At 71.3% G+C, this 13,373-nt stretch carries 18 protein-coding genes; 9 read left to right on the top strand and 9 right to left on the bottom strand.

Features of this window, described 5'->3' with window-relative positions; translation table 11 throughout:
* Together ACFXA3_RS17340 and ACFXA3_RS17335 are read right to left on the bottom strand one after the other, a co-directional pair.
* Window positions 1-431: MarR family transcriptional regulator (locus tag ACFXA3_RS17340; protein ID WP_385187619.1), on the bottom strand; the 431-nt coding region annotated here is incomplete at its 3' end.
* 34 nt (window positions 432-465) lie between these two features.
* A complete protein-coding gene (locus tag ACFXA3_RS17335; protein ID WP_385187617.1) occupies window positions 466-1,647 on the bottom strand; it encodes a PP2C family protein-serine/threonine phosphatase in 1,182 nt (393 codons plus the stop codon).
* A gap of 101 nt (window positions 1,648-1,748) precedes the next feature.
* On the opposite strand from ACFXA3_RS17335, the gene ACFXA3_RS17330 reads away from it, so the two are divergent.
* The gene (locus tag ACFXA3_RS17330) at window positions 1,749-2,255 is read left to right on the top strand and encodes a MarR family winged helix-turn-helix transcriptional regulator (RefSeq protein WP_385187615.1); all 507 of its coding nucleotides are present in this window, start codon (window positions 1,749-1,751) and stop codon (window positions 2,253-2,255) included.
* On the opposite strand, the gene ACFXA3_RS17325 is transcribed toward ACFXA3_RS17330, so the two are convergent.
* The 5 genes from ACFXA3_RS17325 to ACFXA3_RS17305 form a co-directional block, all read right to left on the bottom strand.
* On the bottom strand, window positions 2,206-3,126 hold the full coding sequence (locus ACFXA3_RS17325; protein WP_385187613.1) for a helix-turn-helix domain-containing protein: 921 nt from the start codon (window positions 3,124-3,126) through the stop codon (window positions 2,206-2,208). The two genes, ACFXA3_RS17330 and ACFXA3_RS17325, sit on opposite strands and share 50 nt — an antisense overlap.
* Before the next feature lie 197 nt (window positions 3,127-3,323).
* On the bottom strand, window positions 3,324-3,635 hold the full coding sequence (locus ACFXA3_RS17320; RefSeq protein WP_385187612.1) for a hypothetical protein: 312 nt from the start codon (window positions 3,633-3,635) through the stop codon (window positions 3,324-3,326).
* A gap of 88 nt (window positions 3,636-3,723) precedes the next feature.
* On the bottom strand, window positions 3,724-3,978 hold the full coding sequence (locus ACFXA3_RS17315; protein ID WP_385187610.1) for a hypothetical protein: 255 nt from the start codon (window positions 3,976-3,978) through the stop codon (window positions 3,724-3,726).
* A gap of 264 nt (window positions 3,979-4,242) precedes the next feature.
* Window positions 4,243-5,187 (bottom strand): DUF2637 domain-containing protein, encoded by a 945-nt coding sequence (locus tag ACFXA3_RS17310; RefSeq protein WP_385187608.1) that lies wholly within the window; start codon window positions 5,185-5,187, stop codon window positions 4,243-4,245.
* Window positions 5,180-5,464, bottom strand: coding sequence for a hypothetical protein (locus tag ACFXA3_RS17305; protein ID WP_385187606.1), 285 nt, complete (start codon window positions 5,462-5,464; stop codon window positions 5,180-5,182). The genes ACFXA3_RS17310 and ACFXA3_RS17305 overlap by 8 nt, the downstream gene beginning before the upstream one ends.
* A gap of 448 nt (window positions 5,465-5,912) precedes the next feature.
* Here ACFXA3_RS17305 and ACFXA3_RS17300 point away from each other — a divergent pair, with 448 nt between their 5' ends.
* From ACFXA3_RS17300 to ACFXA3_RS17280, 5 genes are all read left to right on the top strand, one after another.
* Window positions 5,913-6,209, top strand: coding sequence for a hypothetical protein (locus ACFXA3_RS17300; RefSeq protein ID WP_385187604.1), 297 nt, complete (start codon window positions 5,913-5,915; stop codon window positions 6,207-6,209).
* 140 nt (window positions 6,210-6,349) lie between these two features.
* Entirely contained in the window at window positions 6,350-7,105 is a 756-nt protein-coding gene (locus ACFXA3_RS17295; protein WP_385187603.1) for a TetR/AcrR family transcriptional regulator C-terminal domain-containing protein, read from the top strand.
* Window positions 7,106-7,252: 147 nt separating this feature from the next.
* Complete coding sequence (locus ACFXA3_RS17290) at window positions 7,253-7,567, top strand: hypothetical protein (protein WP_385187601.1); 315 nt, start codon at window positions 7,253-7,255, stop codon at window positions 7,565-7,567.
* Between the two features lie 10 nt (window positions 7,568-7,577).
* A complete protein-coding gene (locus tag ACFXA3_RS17285; protein WP_385187600.1) occupies window positions 7,578-8,651 on the top strand; it encodes a M14 family metallopeptidase in 1,074 nt (357 codons plus the stop codon).
* Window positions 8,652-8,733: 82 nt separating this feature from the next.
* On the top strand, window positions 8,734-9,732 hold the full coding sequence (locus ACFXA3_RS17280; RefSeq protein WP_385187598.1) for an endonuclease/exonuclease/phosphatase family protein: 999 nt from the start codon (window positions 8,734-8,736) through the stop codon (window positions 9,730-9,732).
* Between the two features lie 42 nt (window positions 9,733-9,774).
* Here ACFXA3_RS17280 and ACFXA3_RS17275 read toward each other — a convergent pair whose 3' ends face one another.
* Window positions 9,775-10,281, bottom strand: a complete 507-nt coding sequence (locus ACFXA3_RS17275; protein WP_385187596.1) for a hypothetical protein — start codon at window positions 10,279-10,281, stop codon at window positions 9,775-9,777.
* An 84-nt stretch (window positions 10,282-10,365) separates the two neighbouring features.
* Between ACFXA3_RS17275 and ACFXA3_RS17270 the strand changes: the two genes are divergently transcribed.
* Window positions 10,366-10,818, top strand: coding sequence for a DUF2809 domain-containing protein (locus tag ACFXA3_RS17270; RefSeq protein WP_385187595.1), 453 nt, complete (start codon window positions 10,366-10,368; stop codon window positions 10,816-10,818).
* A 64-nt stretch (window positions 10,819-10,882) separates the two neighbouring features.
* On the opposite strand, the gene ACFXA3_RS17265 is transcribed toward ACFXA3_RS17270, so the two are convergent.
* Window positions 10,883-11,527: a TetR/AcrR family transcriptional regulator gene (locus ACFXA3_RS17265; RefSeq protein ID WP_385187593.1), complete on the bottom strand. Its 645-nt coding sequence runs from the start codon at window positions 11,525-11,527 to the stop codon at window positions 10,883-10,885.
* A gap of 148 nt (window positions 11,528-11,675) precedes the next feature.
* Here ACFXA3_RS17265 and ACFXA3_RS17260 point away from each other — a divergent pair, with 148 nt between their 5' ends.
* Window positions 11,676-12,317: a DsbA family oxidoreductase gene (locus tag ACFXA3_RS17260; protein WP_385187591.1), complete on the top strand. Its 642-nt coding sequence runs from the start codon at window positions 11,676-11,678 to the stop codon at window positions 12,315-12,317.
* A gap of 57 nt (window positions 12,318-12,374) precedes the next feature.
* Window positions 12,375-13,310, top strand: a complete 936-nt coding sequence (locus ACFXA3_RS17255; protein ID WP_385187589.1) for an NADP-dependent oxidoreductase — start codon at window positions 12,375-12,377, stop codon at window positions 13,308-13,310.
* Window positions 13,311-13,373: the final 63 nt, after the last annotated feature.

The raw sequence follows: 13,373 nt of genomic DNA, 5'->3' as shown, positions 1-13,373 counted from the left end.
TCCCGGAACGCCGCCAGGCCCGTTACCAGTGCGTCGACGGCCTCCGGTGTCATCCGGGCGAGCACCGCCGTCAACGCGTGTGCCCGGACGGCCCGCTGTTCGTCCAGCAGGGCCCGCCCCCGGGGCGTGATCCGCAGCTCCACCTCGCGCCGGCTGCTCGGGTGCGGTGAGCGGGTCAGCAGGCCCATGGCCTCCAGCCGGTCGCACAGCCGGGTGACCGACGGCGGGCGGGAGCCGAGCGCGGCGCCCAGGGTCCGCAGGTTGATGCCCTCGGCCCGCTCGACGGCCAGCAGCGCCCGCAGCTGCGACGGGGAGACGGCCGGTGCCGTGCCGTCCTGGCCCCGGGCGTGCAGCACCGCGAGGACTTCCGCTGCGGCGCCGAGCACTTCGGCCGGGTCCTCGTGCGCACCGGTCGGTCCGGGACGGGGCATGCCACCACTGTGCCACCGCGGCGGCCGGGCCGCTCTACGGCTCGACCGGCTCCGCATCCGGCCGGCCGTGCCAGTCGAGGCAGACGACCATGGCGTCGTCGGCGGCCTCGATCCCGCCCCGGTGTCCGGCCAGCTCCTCCAGGAAGGCCCGGGGCACCTGCGAGGGCGGGACCAGCCGGGTGTTCATGACGGCCCGGCTCAGTGCGTACAGGCTGTAGGGCTCCCCGGCCGGGGACAGGACGTCGTAGACGCCGTCGCTCAGGAAGAACAGCCGGTCCCCGGGCAGCACGCGGAAGCGCTGGCAGGTGTAGACGGTGTCCTCGAACATGCCGAGCGGCAGCTGGGCTTCGAGTCCGACCTGTTCCACCGCTCCTGCGCGCAGGCGCCACAGGCGGGGTGACCCGGCGTCGATGACTTCGGCCTCGCCGGTGTCCAGGTCGAAGCGCAGCAGCAGCATCGGCAGGTGCAGCCGCCCCTGGTACTGCCCGTACACGGCCTGGTCCGCGAGCGACGCCTGGTCGACGAGGCCGAGGCCGGCCCGCCGGGCGTTGCGCAGGGCGCTGACGGCGAGGCTGGTCAGCAGGGCCGCGTCGATGCCCTCCCCCATGCCGTTGTTGACGGTCAGCGTCAGGTGGTCGGCGGAGGCCGACCAGTCGAAGCTGTCGCCGTAGATGGCGTACGCGGGCTCCAGCTGGGCCCCGAGGTCGTACTCGGGCCGGGAGCAGGAGCGTCCCGGCAGCAGCTGCCACTGCATCTCGGCGGCCAGGGTGAGCCGCTTGGCCCGGCGCGCCTGGAGGAAGAAGTCGGTGTCGCGGTCGGCGACGAGGATCTCGTGGGCCAGCGCGTCCGCCACGTCCCGCAGGGGGGCGAGGGCGTCGGGGGCGTACGCGCCCGCCGCGAAGCCGACGCTCAGCACCCCCAGCCGGTCGCCGCGCACGCTCACCGGGAGGTGGACGGTGACCCCGCCCTCCCGCGCGACGACGTACGGCTCCTGGGAACCGAAGGCCCGGCCCTCGGGGCCGTTGTACGCCGACACGGACTCGGCGGTGAAGGGCCGGTCCGTGACGGGCTGGAGCCGGGCCGAGGCGTAGTCCGCCATCAGCAGCTCGGCGCCGCGTGCCCCGTGGTCACGGATCAGGAGGTCGCGGACCTTCTCGAACAGCTCGTGCGGGGCCGCCTCCCGCAGGGTGCGCTCCACTCCGTCGCCACCAGCCACCGGTTCGGTACCCGCCTCTCTCACAACTGTCAAAATGGGAGGACCACGAAGCCGCCGGTTAGCCGGGAAAGGCGGCTCGTACGCCCGGTAGGGAGTGTCACATGAGTCAGCCGCCGAGCGGCTTCCCCCGGCCCGTCATGTCGGCGGTGGCGGAAATGAGCGAGCTGATCGAGCTGTTGGAGGTGGTCTGGGAGCGGGGCCGCGACACGGTCAGCGGCCCTCCCGTCTCCTCCGCCCAGGCGAGGGTGCTGTTCCTGGTCGACGCCAACGGCGAGATGAACCTGCGGGACCTGGGCAGGCTGCTGGAGGCGGCCCCGCCCTCGGTCACCCGGCTCTGCGACCGCCTGCAGGCCGTGGGTTTCCTCGAACGGCACCCGGGGTCCGACGACCGGCGCGAGGTGCTGCTCCACCTGACGCCCGCCGGACGGACGTACCTCGAACGGCTGCGCGCATGCCGGCAGGAGGCCCTGGCCAACGCGATGGCCACGATGTCGCCGGCCTCCCGCGCCGCCCTCGCGGCGGGGCTGGCCGACTTCTGCACGGCGGTCGCGACCCCGCTCAGACTCCCGCCCCGGCAGCCGCGGCCGCTCGCTCCCCGGACGGCCTGACACGGGCGAGCGGAGCGGGCCGGGTGTACGTCTTGATCATGTCTTCGATGAAGTGCCGGGAGTCGCACGGGTTCAGGGCTTGCGCCTGAAGGTGGTCGTACATGATGTGGTACATGCGACGGTCGGCATGCTTCTCCACGTAGAGGTCTCCGGTGAAACGTTCCAGGTAGACGACCCCCGCGTCGGCGTCGGGGAACGTCAGCGTGGAGAACTGTCCCGTGACCCCCGGGTGGGCCCCGGCGCTGTGCGGAAGGACCTGCACGGTGATGTGCGGCTGGGCGGCGAGGGCGTTCAGGTGCTCCAGCTGCTCACGCATCACCTCCCGGTCGCCGATGATGCGGTGCAGTACGGACTCGTCCAGGATCGTCCATAAGCGCAGGGGGCGGGCCGGGTGGTGTGCCCGGTGCTGACGCCTCAGCCGCACGTCGAGACGGACCGCGGCCTGTTCCACCGGCGGACAGGGGATCGTTTCCGCGATGATCGCGGCCGCGTAGGCCCGGGTCTGCAGCAGGCCGGGGACCACCAGCGGCTCGTACGAGTGGATGGCGGCGGCCTCCGTCTCCAGCCCGATGTACACGCCGTAGGGGACGTCCCCGCAGGCGACCCACCAGCCCTGCCGGGCCGACTCCTTCGCCATCCGCATCAGAGAATCGACGACCCCCGGCTCGCTGACCCCGTAGAGCCGGCACAGATCGCGCACGTCACGCGGATTGATCGGGCGCCGGCCCGTCTCGATGAGACTGATCTTGGGTTGCGACACGAGCAGGTGCTTCGCCACCTGCACGGAGGTCATTCCCGCTGCCCGGCGGAGGCTGCGGAGCTCCGCGCCGAGGCGGCGCCTTCTGACCGTGGGACTTCCGTTCGCCGTCACCGGCGGTGCACCTCCACCTCAAGGACCTCTCGCAGGCCCCCCGAGTCCCACGGCCGACTTCGGCAAAACGCATTTTGCATACCCGGCCCGGCGGCCGCCGCATTCGCACGCGGAGCACCACCTGTTCGGACTAACACGGCACGGTGACGGTGGCGTTGTACGTCCGGCTGTGCTGCGCGGCGCGTGCCGGGCCCCGGTCAGCGGGTGCCGCGGATCCAGCGCCGGACGGCCGCGTTCGTGACGTCGTCGATCATGGAGAGCACTTCGATGGCGCGCAGGTCACCGGCGTGCGGCGGAACTCCCGCCGCGGTGAGGCAGGCCTGGAGCTCGAGCCGTCGGCGGTCCTCGGGCGTCAGGCCCTCACGGGTCGGGCGGTCCGGAGTCGGTTCCTCCGGAGGGCGGTCGCCGTCGGGCGGAGGGGCTTGCGGGCAACCGGAGTCCGGCTGCCCGGTGTCCCCCCAGCCCCGTATGCCGGGAAACCGGTAGGGATCGAACGTCGTTCTGGGCACCTTCGGATCCTGGGGGGAAGACTGCCACTCATGCATGCGCGTACCTCCGCGGGTGGGCCACTCGTGGCGAGGGAGACCGGCCGGCGGGCTATCCGTTGCGCAGGGCGCGGGCGCCGGCCGCGACGATCTCGGCGAGGCGGTTGGCGACGTCGGTGCTACAGCCGCCGAGCCGGACCAGACCACGGCAGCCCACCGGCCCGTCGTTGCCGAGTGAGGGAAGGACCAGTCCGGCGAGGGCCAGTGCGGCCTGGAGTTTGACGACGGCCTCCTCACCGGCCTCGTACGCGGCGTCCTGGAGCCGCTCGTACCGGATGCGCTCGGCGCGGGCGAGGTCGTGAAGCATGGTGTGTCCTCTCGGAGTTCGGGCGGTTTCGTACCGGTTGAGCGCGGTTCGGTCCTCGTTCGCGCTGGTGTCGGCCGTCCGTGCGGCAGACCCGTAGGGCTGAGACCGTGCACCGCCCGTGACCTATCGGTTTGGATCTTCGTTCCTGAGATGAAAGTGATCACGCTCGCGGGAACCGGGGAGGGGAGCGAGTTGTCCGACACGTCGAAGGCGTTGGACTGCCGGGCGCCGCGTTCCTGCGGCGCCGCGCTGCGCCGGGCCCTCTTATGCCCCGTAGCGGATTCTGTAGCCGGGAGCGGAGTGCCCGCCGGACTTGTGGTCCGGCATGAGGTAGTTGGGAACGGGTGTGGCCGGGGTGCCCGGTGCGGGCGTGGGCCGCAGCGGGGAGGTGTTCCGGTTGCGGTGGCGCGGGACGGGGTGGCGGGGTGGCCGGGTGAGCGTGATCTGGCGGACGAGTTGCTGGAAGCAGGCCAGGGCCGCGACGGGTGGGAGGGTGGCCGCCGCCTGCGCGGCGAGCGTTCTGGGCGCCTGGGCCACGCACAGGAGGGTGGCGAGCGTGGAGAACAGGAGAACGATGGACCAGGAATGGACGGCCCGGCGTTGATGTAGGGCGGCCCGGAGGATGGACAGGGAGGCGACCACCCAGGGCCCGTAGATCAACAGGGGCCACCAGCTGACGACGTCGTGCGTGGTGTGCGGCCCGGCGCTGTGGCGCAGGGCGTCGGCCACGGCCAGACCACTGAAGAGGCTCACCACGGCGGCGATGAGCGCGACCAGCAGCGCGGAGAAGAGGCTTCCCGTCCGGAAGAGGGTGAGCATCGTCTCTTTCGGTGGAACCCGGCGGTGTCCGGTGGGGGTCTGGGCACGCGACGCCGCGTGGGTGTTGCGGTGCAGGCCCGCGGCACCACCCGTGACGTGGACCGTGTTGCCGCCGTCCTCCGCGATCCAGTCGAACGGATCCGCCTGGGCAGGGGTTCCGGCTTCCTGGAGCAGCTGGGCGAGTTCCTCAGCCGGGTCCCATGCGCCGTTCGCCTCGTGTTGCCCGAACAGCTGTTGTCCGAGCAGTGGCTGACCGAGCAGTGGCGTCCCGTCCTGGGCCGCCTGCTGCCCGGGGTCCGCTGCCGGCCCCGGCACGTGCCCCGCCCAGAATCCGGCGACGTCCGGTTGCATCGGGAAACCGCTGACGTCGTGATGGCCGTACTCATACACGGGAGTTCCGCCCGGATCGCTCGTCGGCGGACGGCTCGGCCGGAGCCGTTCCGTGGAACCGCCGGGTGAAGTCACACTCGATCGCGCTCATCGCGTCGAGGAAATCCTCGAAGACCGTGGACGAGTAGTGCAGGTCGATGTCCTGCCCCTCGTGGCACAGCACCCCGATGTCGTCGACCGCCCACGGCGTCGAGGCCGGCGTGTAGGTCCAGTTCCCCAACCGCGGGCCCCGGGAGCGGGCGCTGCCGCCTTCGCCCTTCACGCTCTGTGAAAACATTGCCGAGTTGTTTGCTGTTGTCATAGTCCACCCAACGCTTCGGGCGCCGGGGAGGGTGTGCTCCATGCAGGTGAGGGTGGCGGATCGGGGCACGGGTTGACCGGTGTCTTTTATCGGTTCTGCACACGCGCAGAACACACCGGGTCCGCCACCCCACACGGCGCGAGCTGCGGTTCCGCCCCCGGACGGCCGGTGGCGCCCGCGCGACGGAGTGCACCCTCGGGTTACTCGACGTGATGTGTGTGGACGACCCCCGGGTCTGCCGACAACGCGCATTCGGCGGGTCGTGCGGCGCTCACGCTCCGGCGCGCGCCCCTGTCCGGCGAAGCGCTTCGGATGACTGCAATCGGCTGACGCTACGCAACTCGTCATATGCCGCTGCGTTATGTCGAGGTGTCGCCGGAGGCCCGGCCACAGACCCCCACCTCATCCTGGGAAAGGAACCGCCGTGCCGAACGCCCTCATGTGGATCGTGCTCGCCTGCGCCGTATTGGGTACCGCCATCACCGCTTGGACGTCATCAGGGGTGGGGGGCATGCACTACACGGACAGCAGGGAGCTGGAACGCGCGGAACGCTTCAAGGACGTCCTGTCCCGCCACGTGGAAGCGACGCAGCCCGGTCACTGGGGCGCGGCCGGGGCGGCGACGGATACGACCCGTGTCCCGGTCGGCAGGCCGGCCTGCACCGAGTGCGGCCTCGTCCGGCACGAGCCGGCCGCGTCCCCGACACTGGGCGCGTACTGAGCCGTGGCGACGACAAACGGCCCGCCCGGATCCCCCGGGATGTTCGCCATCAGGAGGTATGTGCCGGTTGGTGCAATAATGGATTACTTTACTAAGTATCCGTACGCCCGCAGGGGCCGCATCCGTCGACAGGTCGGGACATGGACGAGCCGGACACCCCGGAGAAGCGCGCGCGGCTGAACCGCCCGCGGGTGCTCGCCGCGGCCGTCGCCCTCGTGGACCGGGAGGGGCTCGCGGCGCTGACGATGCGCCGGCTGGCCACCGACCTGCACGTCGAGCCCATGGCGATCTACCGGTACACCGCCGGCAAGGAAGCCCTGCTCGACGGTCTGGTCGAGGCCTTCTTCACCGAGGTCAACGAACGTCTGCGGACCACGGCCGACACCCGCACCGCCCCGTCCTCCGCAGCTTCCCGCGACTCCTCCGGCGTTCCCGCCTGGCACGCCGAGCTGCGCCGGATCGCCCGCGCCTTCGCGGCGACCGTGCACGCCCACCGCGAGCTCCTGCCCGTCGTGGCGACCCGCCCGCTCACCGTGCCGGTGGCCCGGAGGCCGGCCCCGGCCCTCGAACTGACCGAGCACATCCTGGCCGTACTCGCGCGGGCGGGGTTCGACGACGCCACCGCGCTCACGGTCTACCGCGCCTTCGTGGCCTGGAACCTCGGCCGCCTGCTGGTCGACAAACGACAGGTGGTGGACGATCCCGAGGAGCCGGACCTACTGCTGCGCCTCGGACTGCACCGACTGTCCGCAGCGGAGTACCCCCGCCTGCGCGCGCTGGTCCCGCAGCTCGCCGAGTACGACGACGAGCAGGAGCTGATCGCCGGCCTCGACAGCCTCCTGAGCGGGATGCCCGAGCCGCCACTTGACGCGTTCTACGGCGGAGGCGCACGCTGAGGATACGAGGTACACATCGGACGTATGCATACACAGCACATCCGGAATGCGTCCTCCTCCGCTCGTCCGCCTGTCGTGAACGCGCCGTCCCGCGGCCGGGCCGGCACGGCCGGTCCGAGGCCCGACGGCGCCCGAGAGGGGCCCGTCATGTCCAGTGAGTACACCGTCCTGCGCGTCCGTGTCACGGCCGCGGACGCAGACACCCTGCGCGCCCTGCTGCGCGACCACCGTCCCGACATCGGCGGCCGCATCCGCCAGAACGCCGACGGCAGCCTGACCTTCGACGCCTACGTGTCCCCCGGACAGGGCGAAGCCCTGGCCCGTGAGGGCGTGTCGGTCGAGACCGTCGAGGACGCCACCGCCACCGGACGGGCCCGCCAGGCCGAGGTGGGCGAAGGCGACCGGTTCGCCCCCGAGGACGCGGTTCCGCAGGGACTCGCACTCAAGGTGCGGGACGTCTAGGAGGGTCGCCATGCCATACCTGAACATCACCGAGGTCGAATCCGGCGTGGCCGGCCTGGCCGCCGCGTTCCCGACCGCAGACCTCATCGAGCTGCCCGAGCCGACCTTCGAGGGCCGGACCTGCCACGCCCTGCGCATCGGCACGCACCACCAGCAGCCGAAACCCGCCGTCGTCCTGGTCGGAGGCGTACACGCCCGCGAGTGGGGCAGCTGCGAGATCCTGGTCAACCTCGCCGCCGACCTGCTGCACGCACACGCCGGCGGTACGGGACTCGCGTACGGAGGGACGAGCTTCACCTCCGCCCAGGTGCGCACGATCCTGGAGGAACTCGACGTCGTCGTCTTCCCCCTCGCCAACCCGGACGGCCGGCACTACAGCCAGACCGTCGACCCCATGTGGCGGCGCAACCGCAATCCGGCACGGTCCGGCGGCGATCCGGACGCGGTCGGCGTCGACCTCAACCGCAACTTCGACCACCTCTTCGACTTCCGGACCGCCTTCCACCCACTGGCCCCGGTCCACGTCTCGGACGACCCGGCGGACCCCAACCAGGTCTACCAGGGCCCCGAACCCTTCTCGGAGGTGGAGACCCGCAACGTCCGCCGGCTGCTGGACCGGTTCGTCCGCACCCACTGGTTCGTCGACGTGCACAGCTACACCCAGAAGATGCTGTTCGTGTGGGGCGACGACCAGAACCAGTCCGCCGACCCGGCCAAGAACTTCCGCAACCCCCTCTTCGACGGCAAGCGCGGGCTGAAGGACGGCCTGCTCTACGCCGAGTTCATCGAGGAGGGCGACGCCGACGGCTCCGCGGTCCTCGCCGAACGGTTCTGCGAGGCCCTGAAGGGCGTACGCGGTGTCGAATACACCCCCCAGTCTGCGTTCGACCTGTACCCGACGTGCGGGACCAGCGACGACTACGCGTACGCCCGCCACATCCTCTCGGGCCGGGAGGAGGACAAGATCCTCGCCTTCACGGTCGAGTGGGGAATGGCCTTCCAGCCTCCGTGGTCGGAGATGAAGAAGATCGTCCTCGATGTCGACGCCGGTCTCGTGGAGTTCTGCCTGACCGCTGCCGCCTAGCCGACGACGTACCGCTCTCCGGCCCGCCGGGGGGCCGCCGGGCACACCCGAACCGCTTGATCCACACGTCCTGGGAGCACCCATGACACAGATCCGGATTTCCACGTTCAACCTCGAAAACTTCGACGAGACCGCGCCCAACACGCGCCCGACCCTGACCGAACGCATCGCGCTGATGAAGCCGCAGATCAAGCGACTGCGCGCCGACATCGCCTGCTTCCAGGAAGTGCACGGTCAAGAGCGCCCCGGCCAACCGCGTGCACTGCTGGCCCTCGAGGCCCTGCTCACCGGGACGAACCTCGACGGGGCCGTGCTGGTGAGCACGAAACCCGAAGACGACGCCGTCTTCGATTTCCGCAACCTGGTCATCGCCACCCACCTGCCGGTCATCAAGCACGAGCAGCTGAAGAACGTCCTCGTCGCCGAGCCCCACTACCAGCGGCTCACCGCGAATCCCCCCGACCCGCAGCCGATTCCCATCGGGGTCGAACGCCCCATCCTGCACGCCCAGATCGACATCGACCACGCCGCACCCGGCAACCTGCTGCACGTCATCACCGTGCACCTGAAGTCGAAGATCCCCAGCGAGATCCCCGGCCAGGTGATCGACCCCAAGCGGGGCAACTGGCGCAGCGCCGACGCCTGGGCCGAGGGCAGCTTCCTGTCGTCCATGAAGCGCATGAGCCAGGCCCTGGAAGTGCGGCGCCTGGTCGACCAGATCCTCAAGGACGACCCCGACGCGCGGATCATCGTCACCGGCGACTTCAACGCCGAGCCGGAGGAGGTTCCGGTCCTGGCGATCTGCGGCAATGTCGAAGACACCAACAACGGCGACCTCGCCCCGAAAGTCCTCGTCCCGATCGAACGCACCGTCCCGGGTGACGCCCGCTACACCCTCTTCCACCACGGCCGGGGCCAGATGCTCGACCACATGCTCGTCACCCGCAACCTCCTCGCCCACTACCGCGGCTCGGAGATCCACAACGAAGTCCTCCACGACGACTCCCTCGCCTTCGCCACGGACGACAAGTTCCCGGAGTCCGATCACGCCCCGGTCGTCGCCACGTTCGAGTTCGACTGAGCGACCGGCCGCAGGGGACGGCCCCGGTTCCCCGACCGGGGATCAGACCGCCCGAACGGACGCCCAGAGGGCGACGCTCCACACGTCCCCGTGCCCTGCGTGGTAGCCCCTTTCCTCTTCCCCGTCGTCCACGACCATGACGGACACGCAGGACGTCTCCGCGCGGTACTCGAGGAAGCCACCCTGGTCGGTGCGGGTGAACTCCGGGACGGGAGGGAGCTGCGAGAGTGCCTCCCGCACGTCCGCCCACGCCGTGTAGCGGGCGAACTCGACGCCCGTACTCGCGGCCCAGGGAGCTGCGGTCTCGGGGGCGTTCGCGAGACGGTGCAGCTCGATCGACCCGCCGGACATCACCCACTCCTCCCCCGGATTGAAGTAGAGCTCGACGAAGCCGTAGTCGCGGCGCAGGGAGCGGCCGCCGGTGCCGACGACGTCGACACAGCCGTGCCGCAGGGCCCGGTCGACCTCGCCGAGGGTGGATCCGATGCCGATGCCGTGGTGCAGGCGCCCGGTCCTGATGAAGGAGGCGAGGAATTCGAGGCCCGTCACGGCGAGTTCTCCCGTTCGTCGAAAGGACCTCCGCCCCGGGGGACGGTTCTGCGAGGTGCCCGGTCATGACTATCGTATGACCCCGTGACCCTCCTGCCCGGAACCCGTGACCGTGCCGATGCCGATGCCGATGCAGTACGGACCCGTCTGGCGGCCGTGGGCGCAGCGGTGGTCACCGTCGGACTGGGGCTGGGGCTCAGGGCCTTGGCCACCGGGAGCGTGGCCAAGTACGGCGGCGACGCGCTGTACACCGTCCTGCTGCTCGCCCTGGTCGTGTCGGCGGCTCCGCGGATCACGCCCCTGAGGGCGGCCGGAAGCGCACTGGCCGTCAGCTGCCTGGTCGAGTTCCTCCAGCTGACGCAGGTGCCGGCGGAGCTTTCCCGGCACAGCACGGTCGCCCGCCTCGTGCTCGGTTCGACCTTCAACCCGCCCGACATGCTCTGGTACTCGATCGGCGCCGCGGCCGGCTGGCTCGTGCACACCGCGCTGAGGAGCGGCAGGCCCAGGGCCTCCTCGCGTACGCCGAAGGCCGGCTGACCAGGCCGTGCGGGCACCGCCTCTGCGGCTCAGGCGGTGGCGGGCCGGCTCTCCCGGGCCAGGATCATGACGCGGTCGCGGTCGCGGCCACGACCGGACCGCTGCCCGGTGCCCCGACGGTGTCGAGCGGGCGCCGCAGGAGGGCGAAGGCGGAGTCGAGGCATTCCGCGGCGCGGGCCGGGTCCGGGTCGACCTTGCGCATGATCTGCAGGCCCTGCACCAGATTGAGCAGCAGCCGCGCGCCGTGCCGCGGGGTGACGGCCGGAGCGAGCTCCCCGTCCCGCGCGGCCCGCTCCAGCTGTGCGGTGAACGCCTCCTCGGCGTACCGGAGGTTCCGCCGGGCCAGCTGGGCGACCTCCTCGTCGTGCGGCAGCAGCTCGGCGATGCTGTTGACGCTGAAGCAGCCCGCGCTGCCGGAGGCCGCGTCGGCGGCGAGCAGCCGGCCCAGCACGTCCCGCAGCTGGGGCAGCGCCGGCCCCTTGTCGTCGAGGGCGGTGCCGAGCAGCCGGGTCTGGTGGTCCAGGTAGCGGCCGAGGGCCCGGATGAACAGCTGGTGCTTGTCCCCGAACGCCGCGTAGATCGACCCGCGGCCCAGCCCCAGCTCCTCCACGAGGTCGCTCATCGCGGTCGCCTCGTAGCCCTTGCGCCAGAACAGGATCATCGCCCGGTCCAGGACCGCTTCTTCGTCGAACGTGCGTGGTCTCGCCATGCACCCCACGGTAGCGAAGGTCTGCGGCCGGGGCAGCACGTATTTGACCGCTCGTTCCAGAATCGGCTACGTTATGGAACGAGCGGTCCGGAACTCCCGAAGCGAAACCGGACCCACCCGTGAGCCGGACCCGTCAGGAGCGAGCGTCGTGAAGGTCGAGATCTATTCGGACCTGGTGTGTCCGTGGTGCTACATCGGCAAGCGCCGCTTCGAGAAGGCCCTGGCCGCCTTCCCGGAGGCGGCGGGCGTCGAGGTCGTCTACCGCCCGTTCCAGCTCAACCCCGCGGCGCCCGAGACGACGGAGCCGTCCGCACAGGTCTACGAGCGCAAGTTCGGCCGCCCCGCCGCGGCCGTCTTCGGCCCGCTGACCGCTGCCGCGGCCGCCGAGGGCATCACGTTCCGGATGGACGACGCGCTGGCCACCAACACGTTCCAGGCGCACCGCCTGCTCTGGTTCGCCCGGCGGCACGGACGCCAGGCCGAGGTGAAGGAACGCCTGCTGGCGCACTACTTCACCGACGGCGGGAACCTCGGCGACCGCGAGGCCCTCGCGGGGCTCGCCGAGGCGGCCGGCCTCGACCGCGCCGCCGCGCTGGCCTTCCTCGCCTCGCCCGAGGGGGCCGGCGAAGTCCGCGCCGAGCTCGCCGAAGCCGCCGCACTCGGCGTCACGGCGGTCCCCACCTTCGTGATCGACGGCACGTTCGTGCTCCAGGGCGCCCAGAGCCCCGAGGTCCTGCTCGGCGCCCTGGAGCGGGCCGCGGCCGAACGCAGCCCCGCCACCACCGCCTGATCCCCCGCCCGATCCCCCTCCAGCCCCACCCCCGCAGACTTGATCGAGGAGATTCCCATGAAGGCAGCAGTCATCGACCAGTACGGCCAGGTCCGCGACGTCGTGCGCGTCACCGACGTACCCGTCCCCGCCGTCGGCCCGCACGACGTGCTCATCGAGGTCCGGGCGGCCGGGGTCAACCCGGTGGACCACCTGATCGTCAAGGGCTTCCTGAGCGCCGGGGAGCCGACCGGACCGCTGGTCATCGGCAACGAGCTCGCCGGTGTGGTGACCGGGGTCGGCGGCGAGGTCACCCGCTTCGCGGTGGGCGACGAGGTCTTCTCCCGCGTCGACCCCCGCGTGGGCGGCGCCTTCGCCGAGTACGTCGCCGTGGACCAGTCGCTGGTCGCCGCCAAGCCGTCCGGCCTGACGTTCGAGGAGGCGGCCTCGCTGCCCCTGGTCGCGCTCACCGCCCTCCAGGCACTGACCGAGCAGGCCGACGTACGGGCCGGGATGCGCGTGCTCATCCACGGCGCCGCCGGCGGCGTGGGCTCCGCCGCCGTCCAGATCGCCAAGCAGCTCGGTGCCGAGGTCGTGGCCACCGCCGGCGGCGACAGCGTGGCACTGGCCCGCGAGCTCGGTGCCGACCGGGTGATCGACTACCGGGCGGAGAAGTTCGACGAGGTCGTCTCCGACGTCGACGTCGTCCTCGACACCATCGGAGGCGAGACCCAGGAGCGGTCCTTCGGCGTGCTGAGGCCCGGCGGCACGCTGGTCTCGATCGTCCCCATCGCGGACGCCGAGGCGAGGCAGGCCCAGTGGAACGTCCGGGCCCGCAGCTTCTTCATGCGCCCGCACGGCGAGCAGCTGGCCCACCTCGCCGGCCTGGTGGAGTCCGGGCGGCTCCGGCCGATCGTCGAGACGGTCTTCCCGCTCGACGAGGCCTCCGAGGCCCTGCAGAAGGTCGAGCGGGGCGGTGCCCGCGGCAAGACCGTCATCGGCGTCCGCGCCTGACCGCACCCCCGATCCCGGAGGCCGCAGCGAACCCCCGCCCTTCCGAGGAGGAAGGACGGGGGT

The organism is Streptomyces sp. NPDC059456 (assembly GCF_042750055.1).
Taxonomy (GTDB): domain Bacteria; phylum Actinomycetota; class Actinomycetes; order Streptomycetales; family Streptomycetaceae; genus Streptomyces.
Note: the sequence above shows the minus strand (reverse complement) of the source record. Positions and strands in the feature narration are given on the sequence as shown.